The following is a 20,415-nucleotide window of genomic DNA, read 5'->3' as shown; positions in this document are numbered from 1 at the left end:
TCTTTGGCCTGCACGACGATGGGGCGACGAGGACCACACTACCGCGACCGACTCGACGGCTCGGGGGAGGTTACTGCGGCCGGTAACACGCCGGGCGTCGACCTCGGGGGAGCACGGGACGGGCCGCAGGAAACGATCATGACCGATCCCCGCCGAAGCGCCCCGGCCCGTCGCGGAGAATTGCGGGCGACGGTAGCCCAGCCGGCGCGGCGGTACTTCCCGACCATTCTTTGTGATGGTATTACTGGTGTACTCCGGTAGTGCTCCGCCGCCACGACTCGAACGTGGACTAAGAGAACCAAAATCTCCTGTGCTGCCAATTACACTACGGCGGACCGCGTAGGAAAACAGGCCAACTCTACCATCGTGGGGTGGCTCGGAAGGTAAAAGCAGGGCTGCAGACCACTGTCCCGCGGGTCGGGCCACGCCGCGGTCCCCGCCAGCCCGGCGCAGCCCTGTGCATCGGTCACCGGGGATGATTGCGGGGTCACCTCCCGCCGTCGTGCCGACCGGGCTTCGGCGCGCCTCGCCCGAGGCGGCGTCGAGGGTCGCCGAGGCCGGTCCGGCAGGCCCCGGCATGGTCGCCGGGCGCGGCCGCGGTGGTCCGAGTCGGGTGGTCCGGGTGGGCAACCGGGCGTGGCGGGTACCCCATTGGACGTAGGCCGTTCGGGCGGGCTCCGGCCGGCGGTGGACGGCCGGTGCTGGTCGCCGGGCGGCCCGATCGCCGTGACGTGTGGCCCGTTTGCGTGAAGGACGTCGGCAATGGGGACTGTTGTCACATCGGCGGGCTACCGTGACCGGTGGAGTGCCGGCGCAGTGGACCTGCCGCGATGGACGGGACGAGGCGATGACCGCTACCGACACGGTGTCACCGAGCAACAATCGGGCGCCGGGTGATGACCGAGAAACGACTGCGGGGCAGGCGGTCGGCCATGCCGATCCCGCCAACAGCCGGGGTAATGCCACCACGCCCAGGTCGATGACGAAGGCCCGCGCCGAACAGATCATCATGGTGGTGACGATCGTCGTTCCGCTCGCCGCCGTGGTCGCCGCGATACCCGCGCTGTGGGGCCGGTGGATTTCCTGGCGCGACGTCGTTCTTGCCCTGATCTTCTATGCCATCTCCGGGCACGGGGTGACGGTCGGCTTCCACCGCTACTTCACCCACCGTGGATTCAAGACGTCCCGGCCGGTGCGGATCGCGCTCGCCGTCGTGGGCAACATGGCGATCGAGGGCCCGGTGATCCGCTGGGTGGCCGACCACCGGCGTCACCACGCCTTCAGCGACGCCGAGGGCGACCCGCACTCGCCGTGGCGCTACGGGCCCGGCGCCTGGTCGATGATGAAGGGGCTCTACCACGCCCACGTCGGCTGGCTGTTCGACGTCGAGCAGACCGACCAGCGCCGATTCGCCCCCGACCTGCTCGACGACCCGGACATCGTGAAGGTCAGCCGCTCGTTCGCCGGCTGCGCCTTCGTCAGCCTCGCCGCCCCGGCGATCATTGGCGGTCTCTGGGGCGGCTCGTTCGAGGCGGCCGTGCAGGCATTCTTCTGGGCCGGCCTCGTCCGGGTCGCCACGCTGCACCACGTCACCTGGTCGGTGAACAGCATCTGCCACGTGCTCGGCTCCCGGCCGTACCGGTCGCGGGACCGTTCCACCAACGTCTGGCCGCTGGCGCTGCTGTCGATGGGCGAGTCCTGGCACAACCTGCACCATGCCGAGCCGATCTCGGCCCGCCACGGCGTGCGCCCCTGGCAGATCGACACCAGCTTCTACATCATCAAGCTGATGGAGACGCTGCACCTGGTCTGGGACGTCCGCTGGCCCGACCCGGCCCGCCTCGCCGCCAAGCGCGTCACGGCCGACGCCACCGCCTGAGCCTCGCCCCCGGCTCAGCCTTCGAGCTCGGCGGCGAGCGTCAGCCAGGCCTCCTCGGTGTGGTCCTTGTCGGCGACGACGGCGCGCAGCTCGGCGTCCAGAGCCAGCAGACGCTCGTGATCCGTCGCCGCCTCGGCGAGGGCATGGTGGAGCTCCTGCTCCCGGCGGGTCAGCCGGTCGAGGGCGCGTTCGAGGCGGGTCAGCTCCTTGCGGGCGGCCCGCAGCTCGCTGCCGGACCGGGACGGCCCGGTCGCCGTGCCGGTGGCGGTCGCTGCCGCTGTTGCGGCGGCCGCGGGGACGCCCGGCGCGGTCGCGCCCGTCCGGGCGGCGGCCGCGACACCCGCGCCACTCGTCCCGCCCGCGGCGGCACCCCGGGCCGGCGCGGCCGAGGCGGCGGCCTCGGATCCGGCGGCGGCGCGGCGAGCCAGGTACTCCTCGATGCCGCCGGGCAGCATCCGCAGGTGGCCGTCGCCGAGCAGGGCCATCGTCACGTCACAGGTCCGCTCGAGGAAGTACCGGTCGTGGCTGACCACGACCAGGGTGCCGGGCCAGGAGTCGAGCAGGTCCTCCAACGCGGTGAGCGTGTCCGTGTCGAGATCGTTCGTCGGCTCGTCCAGGAGTAGCACGTTCGGGCGGGCCATGAGCAGGCGCAGGAGTTGCAGTCGGCGCCGTTCGCCACCGGAGAGGTCACCGACCCGGGTCCACTGCCGTGACGACGGCAGGCCGAACTGCTCCAGCAGCTGCCCGGCGCTGCGTTCCCGGCCCCGCTCGACCTCCAGCACCCGGCCGACCTGCTCGACGGCCTCCAGCGCGCGCAGCGACGCCGGGAGCTCGGCGACCTCCTGGGACAGCAGCGCCGGGCGGACGCTCGCCCCGACCTTCACCCGACCACCGTCCGGGACGACGTCGCCAAGCAGGGCACGCAGCAGCGTCGTCTTGCCCGCGCCGTTGACGCCGACCAGCCCGATCCGGTCCCCCGGGCCGAGTAGCCAGGTGATGCCGTCGAACAGGGTGCGGTCCCCGACCCGGATGGTGAGGTTCTCCGCGTCGTAGACGTCCTTGCCGAGCCGGGAGGCTGCGAAGCTGCGCAGCGCCATCGTGTCGCGGGGCGGCGGCTCGTCGGCGATCAGGTCGTTGGCGGCGTCGATGCGGAACCGCGGCTTGCTGGTCCGGGCGGGGGGCCCACGGCGTAGCCAGGCAAGCTCCTTACGCAGCAGGTTCTGCCGACGGGCCTCCGTCGCGTCCGCCCGTCTGGTCCGTTCGGCGCGGGCGAGGACGTAGGCGGAGTAGCCGCCCTCGTAGGCGTCGACGCGCCCGTCGACGACCTCCCAGACCCGGCCGCACACCTCGTCGAGGAACCAGCGATCGTGGGTGGCCACCAGCAGGCCGCCGCGCCATCCGGCGAGGTGGCCTGCGAGCCAGGCGACCCCCTCGACGTCGAGGTGGTTCGTCGGCTCGTCGAGGATCAGCAGGTCGAGGTCCTGGACGAGGAGCCGGGCCAGCGCCACCCGCCGACGCTCGCCGCCCGACATCGGGCCGAGCAGGTCGTCGAGGCGGTCCAGCAGCCCGAGGCCGGCAAGTACGCCGCGGCGCCGCGGATCCGCGGCCCACTCGTGCTCCGCGCCGGTGCCGACGACGACCTCGCGGACCGTCCGGTCGGCGGGCAGCACGTCCGCCTGGGCCAGAGAGCCGACCCGGGTTGAACCTGCGTGCACGACCCGGCCCGCGTCGGGCTCCGCCTCGCCCGCGATGATCCGCAGCAGGGTGGACTTGCCGGCGCCGTTGTGCCCGACCACACCGATCCGCTCGCCGGTGCCGATACCCAGACTTACCTGATCAAGCAGGGCGCGGGTGCCGAAGGCGGCGTCGACGTTCTCCAGGCTGACCAGGACGGGGCTCACGGCCCGCCGCCCGACCCGTCCGCGGAGTCCGGACCCTCCAACACCCGTGCGCCGGCCGCCGGCCCGCAGGCACGACGCACAGCGCGGGCGACCCCCATTCCGGCCAGGCTCGCGGCGAGCTCGACGCTCGCGGTCGCCCCGGTGGCGAGGAAGGCACAGGTCGGCCCGGAACCGCTCACGATGGCCCCGACGGCGCCGAGCTCACGGCCGGTCTCCAGAACCCGGCGCAGCGCCGGCCGCAACCGCAGCGCCGCCGGCTGCAGGTCGTTGACGAGGGCGGCCCCGAGTTGGACGGGGTCACCGGTGCGCAGCGCGGCCAGCACGTCGTCGGCGGGCGTGGGACCGGCATGAAGCCGGCCTTCGGACAGCCGGTCGAACTCGGCGTAGACGGCCGGGGTGGACAGGCCGCCGTCGGCGAGGGCGAACACCCAGTGGTAGTCGCCGGTGGCCAGGACGTCGGTGAGCTGCTCGCCCCGGCCGGTGCCCAGAGCCGTGCCGCCGGTCAGCGGGAACGGGACGTCGCTGCCCAGCCGGGCGGCGAGGCCGGCGAGGGCGGCCCGGTCGAGGCCGGTCTGCCACAGCGCGTCGAAGGCGACGAGCGCCGCCGCCGCGTCCGCGCTGCCGCCGGCCATGCCCGCGGCGACCGGGATGCCCTTGGCCAGGGTCAGGTGCACCCGCTCCGAGGTGATACCCGCGGCCTCGGCCACCAGGTGCGCCGCGCGCACGGCGATGTTGTCCCGGCCGGTCGGGACGATCGACACGTCGGGGGTGGTCGTGGCCGGGCCCTGCGCGGTCGGGTCCGCGCCCTCACCGGAGACCTCGACGGTGACCACGATCCCCTCGTCACCCGCCTCGTCGGGGGTCGCCGCCGGCGGTCCCCCGAGCGCCTCGGCGCCGGGCGAGGTGGCGCCGGGCGAGGTGACGGTGAGCGAGGTGGCGGTGAGGTCGTCGAACAGCGAGACGGCCTGGAGCACGGTGATCACATCGTGGTAGCCGTCCGGCCGCAGCGGACCGACGCCGAGGTGCAGGTTTACCTTGGCCGGGGCCCGGACGGTCACGGCAACGGTGCCGGCTCCCGCGCCATGGCGCGGACCCGGGTGGGATCGAGGCAGCGGATGCTCCTTCGCTCGGACTCACTCAGGTTCACTCGATGCGGGCGGCCCCGTCCGTATGGGCGGGGCGACCGGCCGGATCCAACCTATCCGCGGGTTCGGAGCGTATGACCGTCCACCCGCGGGGGTACATGGGAGGAGGGTGATGCCTGGCTGGTGAAATCGGGCGGCTCGCGGCGTGGACGACCCCGTCGGGGCGGCCAGCCCGACACCGGGTGGTGCGCCGCGACCATGGCCCGCCCAAGGGACGCCGTACCGACGAAAGGGAGCACCATGACCACGATCTCGGGTTCCGGAACCACGACGACCGGATCCGGCACCTCGAACAGCGCCGTCCGGACGGATCCGTCGGCGACCGGCGTCGGTGGCGCCGGCCGGGCCACCGTGCCGGACCGGAAGCACTCCACGGAGCTCCTCAGCGAACAGGGCCGCACGTCGATCGCGGACGCCGTGGTCCGCAAGATCGCCGGGGTGGCGGCTCGGGAGATCGCCGGCGTCCACGAGCTGGGCACCGGCGGCGCCCGGGCGATCGGCTCGGTGAAGGCTCGCATCCCCGGCGCGTCGGCGAGCGTCTCGCAGGGCGTCGCGGTCGAGGTCGGCCAGCGCCAGGCCGCCATCGATCTGGACGTTGTCTGCGACTACGGGGTCTCCATCGTCGACCTGTCGCAGTCGATCCGGCACAACGTCGTCAGCTCCGTGGAGGGGATGACCGGTTTGGAGGTCACCGAGGTCAACGTCGCGGTCGACGATGTGTACATCGGCGACGAAGGCCAGGAAGACAGCCGGCGGGTCGAGTGAGCCTGGTCGGGACGGGGGAGGCCACCGCCTGGTTTCGGTGGGACCCCGATCGGGTGGCGGCGGCAGTTGCCGCCTGTCCCGGGGTGGCCCGGCTCGTCGCCGCTCCCACGCCCGCGTCCCTGACCATCCCCGCGCGAGTCGGTGCGGAGGACGGGGACCCGGTGGCCGAGGTGGCGACCTACCTGCCCCGCCGCCGGGTCGCGGGGGTGCGCGTGCGCGACGACCGGATTGTCGTGCAGGTCGACTGCCGCTATGGCGAGCCGCTGGCCGATCTCGCCGGCCGGATCCGGGCCGCGGTGCGCTGCGCCGCCCCCGACTGCCCCCGGGTGGACGTGGTCATCCGCGATCTCGACCCTCCGGACGGGCCGGCCCCGGTCGATCCGCGCACCCCGGCCGGCGGGTGGGCGGCCGGCGAAGGGCCATCCGCCCCGGGCGTGGGGGACCCGGAGCGGGCGCAGCCGGGGGATGGCGAGGAGCCCGGGGCATGGCAGCCGTGACTCCCCGAAATGCGGGTGACGCCGCCCGTGCGGATGCCCGGCCCGACGCCGACGCGGCCCGGCGTCGAGCGGAGGTCCGTGCGTTCGTTCGGACGCACCACCCCGACCGCGGCGGGGATCCCTACGCTTTCGCTGAGGGACTGCGGGCCCTGCGCCGTTCGTCGGCCTCGGGCTCGTCGACCGGTGCTGCCTCGCGGCCGACGGCCTACCGCCGGCGCACCATGCCCGAGCAGCTGACCGGCTGGCTGGCGGATCGCGGCCGGACCTGGTGTGGCGTCGCGCGGAAGCGATGGCCGGGCCTCGGTAGGCGGTGGGCCCGTCGACTCGACGTCCGGTGGGTACACCGAGAAGACGCTCCGAGAGCACGGGGTGGCTCTCGGAGCCGGTGACGCGACACCCCTCGCAGGAACCGTGGTGATGCCTCACCACATGTGACGATCATGCCAATGGCCCCTTCCTCGCCCGTCCAAGGGGCACGCCGGACGTACCACCCGACTGGACGGGTCGTGGACCGGAAGGGACGTCACCATGCGAGCAGCAGCACTCGGTCTGATCACCGGCCTGATCGCCGGGCTCGCTCTCGCCTTCGGCGGGTTCAGCGAGTTCTTGATCGTCATAGTCTTCGGGGCGATCGGGCTGGTCGTCGGCAAGGTGGTCGACGGTGATCTCGACATAACCCGCTACGTGGGCGTCGATCGACGCCGGAGCCGGAGGTGACGAGGCCATCTCGGCCCGACAACTCCGCCGGCACCCAGCGCGGGGGGTCCGCTGGGGCGGGTTCGCTCCGTGTCGCTGACCGGGTCGTGGAGAAGATCGCCGCGATGGCAGCCACGGAGGTGGTCGGGGTCACCGGGCCGTGGCGGCCCGCGCGCCGCGGGGGGGTCCGGCTGCGCGGCGGTGCCCGGCGGCGCGGGCATGCCCGCCGACCCCGGGTGGACGCCCGGATCGAGGGCAACACGGCGCGGCTGACCATGACGTTCTCCGTGCGGTACCCGAATCCTGTCGGCGAGACCGCCGAGCGGGTGCGGGGCGAGGTGCGGGAGCGGGCCGCGGCGCTGGCTGGTATGCGGGTCACCCATCTCGACATCCAGGTGTCCTCCCTGAGCCTCGGCAGCGGCGAACCGGACTGCTGATCCCCGCTGATCCTCGATGGTTCGTCCGCGGCGTTAGGATCGGCCCATTCCGCCGCTTCCGGGCCCGTTTCACCTCCCTGCAAGGTGGAGGACGGGAAGAGGTGGTGTCTGTTCGTACGCAATTGGGCACGGGTAGTGGACAGGGGTGAACTCGACGGGGGGTGGACATCGTGCGGATGGGACGCCGGATCGTCTCGGGACTGCTCGCCGCGTTGGTCGCGGCTGCCGGTGTCATCGCCGTCATCGAGATCGTCGCCGCCGCCGCGGGCGGCGGGCACATCCTGGTCGATCAGCGAAGCTGGGCGGACCACCTGAGTGACACCGCCTGGTCGACGGGGTCGGTGTTGCTGGCCGCCGGGTTCGTCGCGCTGGTCGGGTTGCTGTTGATCGGGACCGCGTTCCGGCGCGGCACGCCCGCCCGGCTGCGTACCCGCTGGGACTGCCCGCGGGTCGGGGTCTTCGTCAACCGGCGGGGGCTGGCCCGGGACCTGCGGGCCACGGCACTTGCCGTCGACGGGGTGGAGCGGGCCCGGGTCCGGGTGGACCGGCGGGCCGCGGATGTGCGGCTGCGCCTGAGTCCCCGCACCGTGATCGGTGCGCCGCAACGGGTCGGCGCCGTGCTGCGCGAGGAGCTCGACGCCTTCGCGTTGGCCGAGCCGCCCGACCTGATCGTCCGGGCCACCACGCCGTCGGCCGGTCGCCGGCACGAACTGGCTGGTGGCGACGGGCCGGCTAGGCATGACGGCCGGGCTGGTCGGGGCGGTCCGGCCGGCTACGCCGGGCCCGCCGAGGGTGCCGGTCGGACCGAGCCCGACGGTCCGGTCGAGCCCGACGGTTTGGACGGCTCCAGAGTGGGTGCCGCGGCTCGGCGGGGAGGCGAGGGAGCGTGACCGGGCTCGGGCCGCGCACGCCGTCGACCGACCGGCGCAACCGGGTAGTTCTCGCTGCGCTGGGCCTGCTGTTCACCGCGGTCGGCGTGGTCGCGCTGCTCGTCGGGGTCGGCGTGTTCGGAGACGACCGGGCGGACCGACCGGTGCTCGACCCGGACGCCCGTGCCTTCGTCGCGGACCACGGCTGGTTCTGGCCGGTTGTCGGGGTCGTCTGCGGGCTGATCGCGCTGTTGGCGCTGGTCTGGCTGGCGCAGCAGTTTCGCACCGACAGGTCCCATGGGCTGGACGTGACCCACGATGAGCTCGGCGACGTGCACCTGCCGGCGACCGCGCTGACCGACGCCGTCGAGGACGACGTGGCCGGGATAACGGGCGTCAGGGGGACGCGGGTCGAGCTGCGGGGCCGGCATGAACCGTCGCTGGAGATCGCGGTGCGGGTGGCGCGGGGCACCGATGTGCCCGTCGTGCTCGGCCAGGTGTGCGGCCCGGTGCTGGAACGGGCCCGGCGGGCGCTCGGCCGTCCCGACCTGCCAGCTCAGGTGGATGTCACGGCCGTCGGCGGGGTTCGTCGCGGGCCCGACGTCCGCTGACGCCGCGGTCCCGGCCGGACCGCCGCCGCCGTGACGGCCCGAGTCCGCGCAGGGGTCTTGACAGACACCGGGGTGGTCGTCCGCCTTCCGTGAAGCGTCCGGTACTGTGAAGGACCGCGCCGCGGTGGTTCTCCCGCCCTCCGGCGATGGAATCCCATGTTCTGGAAAGGATGAGCGCCGCCATGTCCGAGGTCCGCATTGCCGCGGAGCCGCGCACCGAGTTTGGCAAGGGCGGTGCTCGTCGCACCCGCCGCGCCGGCAAGGTCCCCGCTGTTCTCTACGGTCACGGCAAGCCGCCGCGCCACATCGCTCTGCCCGCACACGACCTGATGCACGCGTTCAAGACCGTCGCCGGTACGAACGTCCTGCTGACGCTCGAGCTTGCCGACGGCATCGAGCTCGCGCTCGCGAAGGACGTCCAGCGGCACCCGATCAGAGGCAGCTTCGAGCACATCGACCTGGTTCTCGTGAACCGGGGCGAGAAGGTCGTTGCCGACATCCCCGTGCAGGTCATCGGGGAGCCCCACCCCGACACGCTGATCGACCAGCAGGTCACCTCGATTGCGTTGAAGGCCGACGCGTCGCAGCTGCCGAACGCCATCGAGGTGGACATCACCGGCCTGGAGCCGGGCACCGCCGTGTTCGCCCGCCAGCTGCCGCTGCCCGAGGGCGCCGAGCTCGACGCCGATCCCGACCTGGTCGTCGTGCAGTGCCTGGCCAAGCGGACCGTCGCCCAGCAGGACGCGGAGCTCGGCGAGACCACGGAGGCGACCGAGGAGGCCGGCGTGGCGAGCGCGTCCGCCTGAGGTGGACGGTTCTCCCTGTCGACCTCCTCGTCTCTCGTCACCTGCCGATGATCTGCGGATGAGCTGTCGATGACGAACGTGCCGACCGACGACGGGCCGTGGCTCGTCGTCGGACTGGGTAATCCGGGCCCGGGTTACGCGGGTAACCGCCACAACGCCGGCTTCATGGTCGTCGACCTGCTCGCGGAGCGAGCCGGGTCGCGGCTGAAGTCGCACCGTTCCCGGGCGGACGTCGCCGAGGTCCGCCTCGCCGGTGCGCGTGCGGTCCTCGCTCGCCCGCTGTCCTTTATGAACCTCTCCGGTGGGCCCGTCTCGGCGGTGCGCACCTTCTACAAGATCGATCCAGTCCGGGTCATCGTCGTGCATGACGAGCTGGATATCCCGTTCGGGGCGGTCCGGCTCAAGCGCGGCGGCGGGGAGAACGGCCACAACGGGTTGCGGTCGATCTCCTCCGCCCTCGGTACCCGCGATTACCTGCGGGTTCGGGTCGGCATCGGTCGCCCGCCGGGCCGGATGGACGCGGCCGATTTCGTGCTGCGGGATTTCGGCACGGCAGAGCGGCGCGAGCTGCCGCTGTTGTTGGAGCATGCCGCCGACTCGGCTGAAATGCTCATCACCGACGGCTTGGAGTCGACGCAGAATCGCTTCCACGCCCTGCTCTGACGGGGGGCGCCTCCGGCCCCCGCCCCGCCCGCCGTTCAGGATGGCGTCAGGTGCTCCTGAATGCGGCCGATCAGCGCCGCGTGGTCGAGCTCGCGGCGGACGAAGGCCCGGCAGGCGAGGCCGATCTCGGTCGCCCGCCCCGGGTTGTCCAGCAGCTCGCACGCGGCGGCGGCGAAGGCGCTCGGCTCGTCGGCGACCAGCAGGTCGACGCCGGGGGTCCAGCCCAGCCCGCGGCTGCCGGTCGGGGTGCTCACCACCGGGATACCGGTCGCCATCGCCTCGATGGCCTTGATGTTCACGCCGGAGCCGGAGCGCATCGGGTTCACCGACAATGTCGCCGCGGTGAGGTAACCGGCGACGCTGGGCACGTCGGTGTGCAGCTCGACGCCGTCGAAGCCGGCGAGCCACGCGGCCAGGCCGTCCTCCGGGCGCCGTCCCACCACCTGAAAGATCGACTTCGGATGGTGGACCCGGATCGTCGGCCAGCATCCCCCGAGGAACCAGCGCAGCGCCTCGATGTTCGTCGGGGTGTCCAGCGAACCGACGAAGATCAGCCGCTGGTCGGCGGCCGTGCCGGCCGCCGCGGCCGGTGTGGTGGAGGCAGTCGCCCGCAGCGCACCCACGGGCAGGAACGGCGGCAGGTGGAACGTGGGCACGCTCGCCCGGGTGCGCCGCCACTCGTGATCTTCCAGCGAGATGTCGGCGATGCAGGTGACCAGGGGCGAGTGGTGCATCGCCAGTTCGGCGAGGCGCAGCTTGTGGTACTCGAGCTCGTAGGCCACGCCCCGGGGGCCGGAGCTGCTGCGGGCCAGCACCCGGAAGAATTCCGAGTCGACGTTGTGCGCGCGCACCAGGTGCGGCAGCTTCCAGATTCGGGCGATCTCCTCGCCGAGATGCGACGACCGGCAGCTGTAACTGATCACCGCGTCGGCCTGCGGGGGCGTGGACTCCAGGGCGCGCCGCAGCGGGCCGACCGGTCGGGAGGCGTGCATGAACGGCCTCGACGTCAGGTGGGCGCGCGGGCTGTCGTCCCGAGGCAGCCGGATCACCGCCGAGCCGGGAACCGCCTCCTCGTAGGCGGCGATGTCCAGATCCTCGCGCGAGGGAACCAGGATCTGCATCCGAATACCCGCGGCGGAGGCCGCAGTGAGGAAGCTGAATGTCTCCACCCGGCCGCCGGCGTCCGCCGGGAGAAACGGTTCCTCGACAACGACGATCCAGCGCGTGGAGTCGCTCACCGGTCCCACTCTAACGACCCGGGTTCACCCACATGGGGGAGGGGCCGCCCGGTCGCCCGGCGGTGGAATCCAAGGCGTGGCCCTACGGTCACGATGACATCGCATGCCCGTGAATAAACCGGGTGGTTTCGTATGCCCGCCGAATGTCGATGCGTGGTTGTGGCCGCACAACGTCGCCGCGGTGACCGGGCCGTCGTGTCCCGGTTAGTGGTCCCCGCGGATCGGACGGCAGTGCAGGTCAAGGCCGCGCATCACGGCCGCGCAGCGTCATGGGGTCAATCGCGTGAACCGATGGGCCCGGAGCCGTTTGCCGTGGCGTGCCGATGGAACGCTACGGTTACAGTCATGACAGGTGTCCGGACCATCGGCCGAGGAGCCGCCGCCGCGGCGCTCGGAGCCGTAACTGTTTACGGTCACGTTCTGTATCCAGTTTATATCGGACTGCGCAGCCGTGGCCTGGAACCGGCGACACCACCGGAGCCCGAGATCTGGCCGGGGCTGAGCGTCGTCGTCTCCGCGTACCGGGAATCGGCGGTCATCGCGACGAAACTGGATGAACTTGCCGGCACTGACTATCCCGGGCCGATGGAGGTCATCGTCGTCGCGGACGACCCGGAGACGGCCGAGGCGTCGCGCCGGACCGGCGTGCGGGTGCTGTCCTCCGGCGAGCGGTTGGGCAAGGCTCGCGCGGTCAACCGCGGAGTCGCCGCCGCCTCCCACGAGATCGTCGTGCTCACCGACGCCAACGCGGTGCTCGCACCCGGCGCGCTGCGCGCCGCCGCCCGCCACTTCACCGATGAGACCGTCGGCGCGGTCGCGGGCGAGAAGCAGGTCGACGACCCGGACGGCGCCCAGGGCTTCTACTGGAAGTTCGAGTCGTGGCTGAAGCGCCGCGAGTCGGCGACGGGCGCGACGATCGGCGTCGTCGGCGAGATGCTGGCCTTCCGCCGGCAGGCGTTCCGGCCGCTGCCCGCCGACACGGTGGTCGACGACGCCTGGCTCGCCCTCGACATCCTCGAGGGCGGGTTGCGGGTCGTCTACGAGCCCGAGGCGTACTCGACTGAGTCGGCGACCCCCGACTACACCGGCGAGTGGGAGCGGCGGACCCGGATCGTCGCCGGCAACCTGGACATGCTCTGGCGCCGCCGGGCGACGCTGGTGCCGGGAGCGTTGCCGGTCACCCCGCAGCTGTGGGGGCATCGGCTGGTCCGCTCGTCGTTCGGGCCGGTGGCGCACGTCGTCCTCATCGCCATGGCCGTCCCGGCCGCTCGCCACAGCTCGGCTGCCCGGGTGTTCCTGGCCGGCAACGCCGCCGGTGCGGCGAGCACCGCCGCGCTGATGACCGGGCGGACACCGCCGGGGCCCAGTCGGCTGGTCGCACAGGTCTTCTTCCTGCAGGCCGTCGCGCTCGGCGGGGTGCGCCGCTTCGCCGCCCGGGACCGCCCGGCCGTGTGGCCGAAGCCGGATCGCCAGCCGGTCGCCCCGCCCTCCGGCGCCGGTGCACCGGACGGAACCGCCCCGGCGGGTTCGAAGGGTTCGACGGGCTCGGCCACCTCGTCCAGTGCGCTGACGTCGGCCGGCAGCTGAACCGAGGCCTGCAGGCAAGTACCGTCGGCAGCCGGGGCCGTACGGTGCATCGGAATCTCGCGTGAACACACGTAGTGAGGAGCGTGCCGCCGTGTCGGTCGACCAACCCAAGCGGTCCACGTGGCAGTACGAGCTCGTGCTGGTCAGCTATCACAGCCGGGAACAACTCGAGGAACTGTTCGCCACGCTGCCGCTGGACATGCCGGTGGTGGTCATCGACAACGCAAAGGGCGTCGACCGGGTCGACGAGCTGCTCGTGGATCGGCCGAACGCCCGCTATCTCGACTCCGGCGGCGGCAAGGGGTTCGCGAAGGCCGCGAACATGGGCATCCGATCGTCGAGGTACGACTACATCGTCCTCGGTAACCCGGACAGCCGGCCCACCGTCGACGTCATCGATGTGCTCGTCGACGACCTGCTCGCCGACCCGGAGCTGGTCACCAGCGCCGCGACGATGAAGGGCCACGACAACCGGCCCGAACTCGGCAACGGCGGATGGGAGCCGACGCCGCGGCGGGTGCTGCTGCACGTCCTCGGCGCGCACAAGGTGGCGCCGACCTCGGCGCTGTTCGCGCGCCCGACCCCCGGCCGGCCGATGAACCCCGAGTGGCTGACCGGCGCCTGCATGGCCGTGCGCCGTTCGGTGTTCCTCGAGCTGGGCGGCTTCGACGAGACGTTCTACGTCTACAACGAGGACATGGCGCTCGGCCGGGCGATCCGCGAGGCCGGCCTGCACCAGAAGCTGCACACCGACCTGCTGGTGCCGCACGGCGCCGGCGGCAGCGGCGCGGGCAAGACCTGGATGCTCCAGATGCGCGGCGCGTCCATGGTCCGTTACCTGCGTAAACACAACGCCCCGACCCGGGTGAACGTGATGCGCTCGATGCTCGTGGCCGGGTACGCCGGGCGCACGGTGCTCTCCCGCGCCCGGGGTAAGAAGGCGGTGGCCGACGAGCACGCCGCCTACATCAAGGGGCTGCTCGTCGGGCCGCCCGCCCCCTAGGCGAAGCGGGCGACTCGCCACTCGCGGCGCCCGCGGCGGACGAGGATCACCGAGCCGTGCAGCAGGTCCTTCTCGGTCACGGTGGCTACCGCGTCGACCCGGTCGCCGTTGACCAGCACGGCGCGGTTGCCGAGGTGCTCGCGGGCGTCGCGGCGGCTGCTGGCCAGGCCGGTGGCGAGCAGAAGGTCGACGACGGGCCAGCCGCCGTCGACCGTGAGCCGGGCCAGCGGCTCGGTGACCGTCGGCACGTCGGCGAACACGTCCGAGATCAGGTCCGCCCCGATCGCCTTCACATCGCCGCTGAACAGCGCCGCGGACGCCGCCTCGGCGGCGTCGATGGCGGGCTGGCCGTGCATGAGCGCCGTCATCTCCCGGGCGAGATGGCGCTGCAGCGCGCGGCGGCCCGGCGCCTCGGCATGCTCGGCGAACAGCCGCTCCAGCGGCTCGCGGTCGGTGAGCGAGAAGAACAGCGCGAACCGTCGTGCCTCGTCATCCGACAGGTTGATCAAAAACTGGTACAGCGTGTAGGGCGAGGTGCGGTCGGCCGTCAGCCACACCGCGCCCTTCTCCGACTTGCCGAACTTCGTGCCGTCCGCGCGCAGCAGCAGCGGGCAGGTCAGCCCGTGCACCTGGGTCCGCAGCACGCGGCGCACGTAGTCGATCCCGGCGACGATGTTGCCCCACTGGTCCGACGCTCCCATCTGAAGCGTGACGCCATGGTCCTCGCACAGCCGGCGGTAGTCGTACGCCTGCAACAGTGAGTAGCTGAACTCGGTGTAGGTCAGGCCGACGTCGGGGTCGTCGAGGCGGCGGCGGACCGAGTCCCGCCTGATCATCTCGGTGACGGGGAAGTGCTTGCCGACGTCTCGCAGGAATTCGATCATGCCGAGGCCGCCGAGCCAGTCGCCGTTGTCGACGAAGGCGGGGATCTGGCCGGCGGCCAGCGCCCGCCCGAAGATCGTCTCCATGATCTCGCGGTGCCGCGTCACGTTGGCCCGCACGTCCTCGACGGTGAGCAGGGTGCGCTCGGCGGACTTGCCGGACGGGTCGCCGATCAGGCCGGTGCCGCCCCCGAACAGGGTGACGGCACCGAGTCCGGTCCGGGCGGCCCGGATCAGCAGCGTGATGGGTAGCAGGTTGCCGATGGTCAGCGACGGGGCGGTCGGGTCGAAACCGATGTAGCAGCGCCGCCTGCCGCCGTCGAGGTGTTCCCGTAGCTCGGCGGGATCGGTGCTGTCGTGGATGAGTCCACGCCAGGACAGCTCGTCCAGGAGCGCGTGTGTCATGTGGCCATGTTAGGAGTGGCCGTGCGACCGTCGGCCTGTCGTGGTTCGTCGGGTGGACAGCAGATGCGCGCCGACGCCGATCAGGCCGCCCGACCAGACGGCAAGGGCCAGGCCGCCGACCCAGGCCAGTGTGACGCGGGCGACGCCGCGGTGGCCCGGAGATCCGCGGCCGGGGCCGCCCCCGGCCGCCGGGCCGCCGGCCGCCGTCGCGGCGGTGCCGTCGCGGCCCTGGCCCGGCCCGCCGTCCGCGGCCGCCGGGCCGCCGGGGTCGGCGGATGCATCGGCGGCCGCGCCCAGGGGCGAGGCCGCGCCGTCCGCCGGTGCCGCTCGCCCGTCGGTCCCCGTCGGCGGTCCCGCCGACGCGGCGGCCGGGGAGCCGAGGCCACCGCCGCCGCCCGAGCCGCCCGAGCGGGTCGGGGTGGCCAGCAGGGGGTTGGTGGCGACGACCGACACCGGCCGGGTCAACGCCGCGCCGGGGTCGACGATGCCGAAACCGAACTCGATGTCGCGTCCCGGCGGTCCGGCGTCCCGCGCGGTGGCGATGAGCCGATTGATGACGTTGGGCGCGTCCAGGTCGGGGCGGGCCGACCGGATGAGCGCGACCACGCCGGAGACGATCGTGGCCGAGTTCGAGGTGCCGGCGCCGGTGTCCAGGCCGTCCGGGGAGACCCTGGTCGGCACGGGCGCCCGGATGCCCGGGGCCGGGGCGGCGATGACGGCCCGCGCGCCCAGCGATGAGCCGCGCCAGAAGCCGCCCCGTGCGGTCGAGCCGGTGACGGCGACGACGCCGGGGATGTTCGCCGGGGAGTTGATCTCGCCGGTCGTCGGTCGCCGGTCGCCGGTCTCCGCGTTGCCGGCGGAGGCGACCACGACCACGTCGTGGGCGAAGGCGTAGGCGACCGCCTCGCGCTCGTCGGGGGTCGCGGTTCCGAGCGAGCCGAGGGAGAGGTTGATGATGTCGGCGCCGAGGTCGACGGCCAGGTGGATGCCGCGGGCGACCTCCGTCGAGTCCGCCTCGGCGCCGGTCGAGATGGGCAGGATCCGGGCGGCCGGAGCGATGCCGCGCACCTCCGGCGGGCCGTTGTCGTTGCGTCCCGAGATCAGGCCCGCCATCGCGGTGCCGTGGCCGTCGGGATCATCGTCGCGCCGCCCGTCGGGAGCCGCTTCCGGCCCGACGCCGGCGCCGGGCAGGACCTGGCCCCGTAGCTTGGGATGGTCGGCGTCCACCCCGCCGTCGATGACCGCGACCACCACCCCGGCGCCCTGCCTGATCCGCTGCGCCTGGGCGAGCCCGAGCACCGCGTGGTACCACTGCGAGCCCTGCGCGGGCGCGGGGGCGGCGGCGGTGGCCGGAGCGGCGAGTAGCGGCACGCCGAGGGCGGACCCGACCAGCAGGGCCAGGACGGCCGCCACCGCTCGGAGGAGACCGCGGGGCTGCGTCCCGGTGGGACCGCGGGGCATGGCGCGGGGTCGTATGAGGGGGGTCCTGCCTCCCGGGACGTGCCACTCGGCGCGCTGAGGGGGATGACGGGTGGGCCGGGCGGAAATGGTGCGGTCGGCGTCACCGTGTGAGGCAGTTTTCCGCATTGTCGGTTCTAAGCGGACTGTTGTCGACAAATGGATAAATCGACCTGCGTTGACCTGGTGTCGCGCACCTGCCGGCGCGCCGCGGGCGGGTCGGACTGGTCGCCGTCGCCTTCCGGGGGGCGGCTCGGAGGCTCGCCAAATGCCGGATATCGGCCGGGAGATCCGAGATGTTCCTGTCGGTGCCGCGGATATCGGGTCGATATCGCCGCCGCCCTCCCCGCCACTCTGTTCGAAACAACTCTCACGTGAGGGTAGAGCTTGGGTGGCCGGATGCGGGGGTGCCGTGACGGGCTACCACGAGAGGGGGCCGCAAGGATGATCGAACCAGGGGACGCGGGTGTGGGGGACGAGCCTGACCGGACCCGGCAGGCGCCGTCGCGCGACGGGCGGGTCGCCGAGCTGACCGCACTCGCCGCCGCCAGCGAGATCCCGACCGCCGCGCTGTGTCGCGACCTCGCCGTCGCGCACGAGCGCGCCGGGGACCCGGCCGGGGCGGTGCGCTGGGCGCTGGCACTCACCGACACCGACGGCGACCTCGCCGCCTGGTCGGCGGCGGCCGGCGTGCTGCGCCGCTGCCTGCCCGCCGCCGCGCCGCTGCCGCGCGCGGCTCGGGTCGCTGTCCTCGGTAGCTACACGACGTCCCAGTTCGCGGCCCTGCTGCCGCTCGCGGCCGCGCGGGCGGGGGTCGCCGTCGAGATCTACGAGTGCGGCTACGGGCAGTACCGCCAGGAGATTCTGGACCCCGGTAGCGGGCTTACCGCTTCGTGCCGGACGTGGTCGTGCTCGCCGTGCACGCCGGCGGGGCGGCCCTGCCAACGATTGCGAATGAGCCGGCCGTCGCCGACGAGCCGGACGTCGCGGTCGCCGCCGAGGTGCGCTGCTGGACGTCGCTGTGGGAGATGATCCGCGCCCGCTGCGGCGCCCGGGTCGTCCAGCACACCTTCGCCGTCCCCGGCGAGATCGCCCTCGGGCATCTGGCGCTGCGCACCGGCGGTGCCCGCCCGACCCTGCTCGCCCGGGTCAACGCCGAACTCGGCCGCGTGGCCGGCGACGGGATCGGTCTGGTCGACTGCGAGCGCCTGGCCGCCGACGTCGGCAAACGGGCCTGGTTCGACGCCCGCTACTGGCACCGCTCCAAGCAGGCGGTGTCGTTCGCGCAGGTGCCGCTGCTGGCCCGGCATACCGCGGCGGTGATCGGCGCGCAGCTCGGGGTGAGCCGCAAGTGCCTCGTCCTCGACCTCGACAACACGCTGTGGGGCGGTGTGCTGGGGGAGGAGGGGCTCACCGGCATCGCGCTCGGCGACGGTGCCGTCGGCGAGGCCTTCGCCGCCTTCCAGGACTATGTCGTCGAACTGAAAAACCGCGGCGTCGTGCTCGCCGTCTGCTCGAAGAACAACGACGCCGAGGGGAAGGAGGCGTTCGAGCGTCACCCCGCCATGCGGCTGCGTCTGGGCGATATCGCGAGTTTCAGCGCCTGCTGGGACGACAAGCCGACCCAGCTGCGCCGAATCGCCGCCGACCTCGGTCTCGGCCTCGATTCCCTCGTCTTCGTCGACGACAACCCGGTCGAGCGCGAGGCGGTGCGCCAGCTCGTCGGCGAGGTCGACGTCCTCGCGTTGCCCGCCGACCCGCACGGCTACGTCCGGGCGCTGGCCGACTACCCGTTCTTCGAGACCACGGCGTTCACCGCGGAGGACACCGCGCGGACGGCGACCTACCGGGCCCGGGCCGAACTCGCCGCCGCCGAGGCCGCGGCTGGCTCGCTGGCGGAGTTCCACCGGGGACTGGACATGACGGCCACCGTCGTCGCGCTCGACGAGCTGACCCTGCCCCGGGTCGCCCAGCTCGTCGGCAAGACCAACCAGTTTAACCTGACCGGGCGGCGCCGAGGCGCCGACGAGATCGCCCGGCTGGCCGCCGACCCCGCCACGGTCGTGCTCTGCGTCCGCCTCGCCGACCGGTTCGCCGACCACGGCCTCGTCGCCGTGGTCATCGCCGTCGAGGTCGGCGACGCCCTGGCCGTCGACACCTGGCTGATGAGCTGCCGGGTGATCGGCCGGACCCTGGAGGACGAGGTCGCCGGGCTGAATCCTCGCGCAGACGCGCCGGCGCGGGCTCGCCCGGGTCGTCGGCGAGTACCGACCGTCGGCGAAGAACGCCCTGGTCGCCGACCTCTACGAACGCCTCGGCTTCACCCGGCTGGACGCGCCGGACGTTCCGCTGGTACCGGATGTTCTGCCGGTACCGGACGATCACGATCCGTCTGCGCCGGGCACCACCCGCTGGTCCCGCGCCGTGGACGCGCCGTATGCGACGCCCGGCCTGATGCGCGTCATCGAACCGGGCGTGCCACCCGCCGACCTGTCTCCCCACGTTTTCGCCCAGGCGCGGCCGCAGGACCGCAGGATGGAAGAAGAGGTGCCCAGGTGATGGTGCAGGATCGCCTCCAGCAGATCTTCCGGGAGATCTTCAGTGACGACGACCTCATCGTCGCCGACACGACGACCGCTGCCGACGTCCCCGGCTGGGATTCGCTCGCGCACATCAACCTGATCTACGCCGTCGAGCGGGAGTTCTCGATCCAGATCGCCGACGACCGGCTCGCCAGCTTCACCACCGTCGGCGACCTGCGCGAACACATCGAGGAGCTCAGCCGTGTCCACTGAGGCCGCCGCGGTCGCGGCACCCGCCCCGACGGGTGCCGCGCCGGCCGACCGCAGGGAGGCGTCCGAGCTGGGCCTGCGGGAGATTCTGCGGGAGGACTTCCGGCGGCACTATGGCTCGCTCGCCCATCCGGGGCTGCACGTGCTCGCGGTCTACCGCCTCGGGCAGTGGCGGCGTACCCGGCGCCAGCCCCTGCGCGTCGTGGTCACCGTGGCCTACAAGGTGCTCAACAACCTGGTCATTCGGAACCTGTACGGGGCGGAGCTGTCCGAGAAGGCCCGGCTCGGCCGGCGGGTCCACATCGGCCACCACCAGGCGATCCTGGTCCCGCCGTACTGCGAGATCGGCGACGACTGCACCCTGCGGTACAACCTGACCATCGGCTACGCCGGCGGGTCGGCGTCGCTGCAGGACGTGGCGAGGATCGGGCGCCGGGTCGAGCTCGCCCCTGGCGTCCATCTCCTCGGCGCCATCACCATCGGCGACGACGCCCGCATCGGCCCCGGCTCGATTGTCATGACGGACGTCCCCGCCGGCTCCACCGTCTTCGCGGCCCCCGCCCGAGTCATGAGACCCCCCGTCCGCTGACCGCCGTAGCCCGGACCGCCGTAGCCCGGACCGCCGCGGCCCAGGCTGCCGCTGCATCACCACGGCGAGCCGGGCCAGGAGCGGCGGGTGGGCCAGTCCTGGCCAGGTCAGTGGCGGTGCGCAGTGCGCGTTGCGGTGCGCAGTGCACGGTTTCAGGGTTCGGACCGTGCAGAGCGCACCGCAACCGGCTGCG

The 20,415-nt window shown here is 72.8% G+C and carries 18 protein-coding genes, 1 tRNA gene and 1 pseudogene; 14 read left to right on the top strand and 6 right to left on the bottom strand.

The genetic code is table 11. The features are described from left to right. Window positions 1-263: 263 nt before the first annotated feature. Window positions 264-335, bottom strand: a tRNA-Gln gene (locus G6R25_RS03125). 512 nt (window positions 336-847) lie between these two features. On the opposite strand from G6R25_RS03125, the gene G6R25_RS03120 reads away from it, so the two are divergent. Further along, complete coding sequence (locus tag G6R25_RS03120; RefSeq protein WP_336500473.1) at window positions 848-1,879, top strand: acyl-CoA desaturase; 1,032 nt, start codon at window positions 848-850, stop codon at window positions 1,877-1,879. Window positions 1,880-1,893: 14 nt separating this feature from the next. Here G6R25_RS03120 and G6R25_RS03115 read toward each other — a convergent pair whose 3' ends face one another. After that, window positions 1,894-3,780, bottom strand: a complete 1,887-nt coding sequence (locus G6R25_RS03115; RefSeq protein ID WP_163551641.1) for an ABC-F family ATP-binding cassette domain-containing protein — start codon at window positions 3,778-3,780, stop codon at window positions 1,894-1,896. Next, window positions 3,777-4,838, bottom strand: a complete 1,062-nt coding sequence (locus G6R25_RS03110; protein ID WP_163551639.1) for a 4-(cytidine 5'-diphospho)-2-C-methyl-D-erythritol kinase — start codon at window positions 4,836-4,838, stop codon at window positions 3,777-3,779. The genes G6R25_RS03115 and G6R25_RS03110 overlap by 4 nt, the downstream gene beginning before the upstream one ends. Before the next feature lie 327 nt (window positions 4,839-5,165). Here G6R25_RS03110 and G6R25_RS03105 point away from each other — a divergent pair, with 327 nt between their 5' ends. The 8 genes from G6R25_RS03105 (at window position 5,166) to pth (ending at window position 10,269) form a co-directional block, all read left to right on the top strand. Further along, entirely contained in the window at window positions 5,166-5,690 is a 525-nt protein-coding gene (locus G6R25_RS03105) for an Asp23/Gls24 family envelope stress response protein (RefSeq protein WP_235947292.1), read from the top strand. A gap of 53 nt (window positions 5,691-5,743) precedes the next feature. Next, window positions 5,744-6,187, top strand: coding sequence for a hypothetical protein (locus G6R25_RS03100; protein WP_235947288.1), 444 nt, complete (start codon window positions 5,744-5,746; stop codon window positions 6,185-6,187). Window positions 6,188-6,715: 528 nt separating this feature from the next. Then, complete coding sequence (locus G6R25_RS03095; protein WP_163551637.1) at window positions 6,716-6,904, top strand: DUF2273 domain-containing protein; 189 nt, start codon at window positions 6,716-6,718, stop codon at window positions 6,902-6,904. Then, complete coding sequence (locus tag G6R25_RS03090) at window positions 6,901-7,320, top strand: Asp23/Gls24 family envelope stress response protein (protein WP_136446599.1); 420 nt, start codon at window positions 6,901-6,903, stop codon at window positions 7,318-7,320. The genes G6R25_RS03095 and G6R25_RS03090 overlap by 4 nt, the downstream gene beginning before the upstream one ends. A gap of 176 nt (window positions 7,321-7,496) precedes the next feature. Beyond that, complete coding sequence (locus G6R25_RS03085) at window positions 7,497-8,210, top strand: DUF6286 domain-containing protein (RefSeq protein ID WP_235947298.1); 714 nt, start codon at window positions 7,497-7,499, stop codon at window positions 8,208-8,210. After that, window positions 8,207-8,800 carry an Asp23/Gls24 family envelope stress response protein gene (locus tag G6R25_RS03080; protein ID WP_163551635.1) on the top strand — a complete coding sequence of 198 codons (594 nt, stop codon included), beginning with the start codon at window positions 8,207-8,209 and terminating at the stop codon, window positions 8,798-8,800. The genes G6R25_RS03085 and G6R25_RS03080 overlap by 4 nt, the downstream gene beginning before the upstream one ends. Before the next feature lie 182 nt (window positions 8,801-8,982). Continuing rightward, entirely contained in the window at window positions 8,983-9,606 is a 624-nt protein-coding gene (locus G6R25_RS03075; RefSeq protein WP_163551654.1) for a 50S ribosomal protein L25/general stress protein Ctc, read from the top strand. A 69-nt stretch (window positions 9,607-9,675) separates the two neighbouring features. Further along, window positions 9,676-10,269 (top strand): aminoacyl-tRNA hydrolase, encoded by a 594-nt coding sequence (pth, locus tag G6R25_RS03070; protein WP_163551633.1) that lies wholly within the window; start codon window positions 9,676-9,678, stop codon window positions 10,267-10,269. A 35-nt stretch (window positions 10,270-10,304) separates the two neighbouring features. Here pth and G6R25_RS03065 read toward each other — a convergent pair whose 3' ends face one another. Then, entirely contained in the window at window positions 10,305-11,507 is a 1,203-nt protein-coding gene (locus tag G6R25_RS03065; RefSeq protein WP_163551632.1) for a glycosyltransferase, read from the bottom strand. A gap of 345 nt (window positions 11,508-11,852) precedes the next feature. Between G6R25_RS03065 and G6R25_RS03060 the strand changes: the two genes are divergently transcribed. Both G6R25_RS03060 and G6R25_RS03055 read left to right on the top strand, forming a co-directional pair. Further along, a complete protein-coding gene (locus tag G6R25_RS03060) occupies window positions 11,853-13,094 on the top strand; it encodes a glycosyltransferase family 2 protein (RefSeq protein ID WP_163551630.1) in 1,242 nt (413 codons plus the stop codon). A gap of 91 nt (window positions 13,095-13,185) precedes the next feature. After that, complete coding sequence (locus tag G6R25_RS03055) at window positions 13,186-14,097, top strand: glycosyltransferase family 2 protein (protein WP_163551652.1); 912 nt, start codon at window positions 13,186-13,188, stop codon at window positions 14,095-14,097. Here G6R25_RS03055 and tyrS read toward each other — a convergent pair. Further along, the gene (gene tyrS, locus G6R25_RS03050; RefSeq protein WP_163551628.1) at window positions 14,094-15,383 is read right to left on the bottom strand and encodes a tyrosine--tRNA ligase; all 1,290 of its coding nucleotides are present in this window, start codon (window positions 15,381-15,383) and stop codon (window positions 14,094-14,096) included. The two genes, G6R25_RS03055 and tyrS, sit on opposite strands and share 4 nt — an antisense overlap. Before the next feature lie 9 nt (window positions 15,384-15,392). Continuing rightward, window positions 15,393-16,796 (bottom strand): S8 family serine peptidase, encoded by a 1,404-nt coding sequence (locus G6R25_RS03045; RefSeq protein WP_235947286.1) that lies wholly within the window; start codon window positions 16,794-16,796, stop codon window positions 15,393-15,395. Window positions 16,797-17,285: 489 nt separating this feature from the next. Between G6R25_RS03045 and G6R25_RS03040 the strand changes: the two are divergent. The 3 genes and pseudogenes from G6R25_RS03040 to G6R25_RS03030 all read left to right on the top strand — a co-directional run bounded on the left by G6R25_RS03040 (window position 17,286) and on the right by G6R25_RS03030 (window position 20,222). After that, window positions 17,286-19,400, top strand: a pseudogene (locus G6R25_RS03040) (HAD-IIIC family phosphatase). Continuing rightward, the gene (locus G6R25_RS03035) at window positions 19,400-19,636 is read left to right on the top strand and encodes an acyl carrier protein (RefSeq protein ID WP_163551625.1); all 237 of its coding nucleotides are present in this window, start codon (window positions 19,400-19,402) and stop codon (window positions 19,634-19,636) included. The pseudogene G6R25_RS03040 and the gene G6R25_RS03035 overlap by 1 nt, the downstream one beginning before the upstream one ends. After that, window positions 19,626-20,222, top strand: coding sequence for a serine acetyltransferase (locus G6R25_RS03030; protein WP_163551623.1), 597 nt, complete (start codon window positions 19,626-19,628; stop codon window positions 20,220-20,222). The genes G6R25_RS03035 and G6R25_RS03030 overlap by 11 nt, the downstream gene beginning before the upstream one ends. The last annotated feature ends 193 nt before the right edge of the window (window positions 20,223-20,415 follow it).

This window comes from Candidatus Frankia alpina, from assembly GCF_902806485.1.
GTDB lineage: Bacteria > Actinomycetota > Actinomycetes > Frankiales > Frankiaceae > Frankia > Frankia alpina.
This window is presented reverse-complemented; position numbering and strand designations above follow the sequence as displayed.

Coding starts and splice junctions, on each gene's coding strand:
- G6R25_RS03120 (WP_336500473.1), top strand. CDS start 848: ATGACCGCTACCGACACGGTGTCACCGAGCAACAATCGGGCGCCGGGT.
- G6R25_RS03075 (WP_163551654.1), top strand. CDS start 8,983: ATGTCCGAGGTCCGCATTGCCGCGGAGCCGCGCACCGAGTTTGGCAAG.
- G6R25_RS03035 (WP_163551625.1), top strand. CDS start 19,400: ATGGTGCAGGATCGCCTCCAGCAGATCTTCCGGGAGATCTTCAGTGAC.
- pth (WP_163551633.1), top strand. CDS start 9,676: ATGACGAACGTGCCGACCGACGACGGGCCGTGGCTCGTCGTCGGACTG.
- G6R25_RS03085 (WP_235947298.1), top strand. CDS start 7,497: ATGGGACGCCGGATCGTCTCGGGACTGCTCGCCGCGTTGGTCGCGGCT.
- G6R25_RS03095 (WP_163551637.1), top strand. CDS start 6,716: ATGCGAGCAGCAGCACTCGGTCTGATCACCGGCCTGATCGCCGGGCTC.
- G6R25_RS03060 (WP_163551630.1), top strand. CDS start 11,853: ATGACAGGTGTCCGGACCATCGGCCGAGGAGCCGCCGCCGCGGCGCTC.
- tyrS (WP_163551628.1), bottom strand. CDS start 15,383: ATGACACACGCGCTCCTGGACGAGCTGTCCTGGCGTGGACTCATCCAC.
- G6R25_RS03105 (WP_235947292.1), top strand. CDS start 5,166: ATGACCACGATCTCGGGTTCCGGAACCACGACGACCGGATCCGGCACC.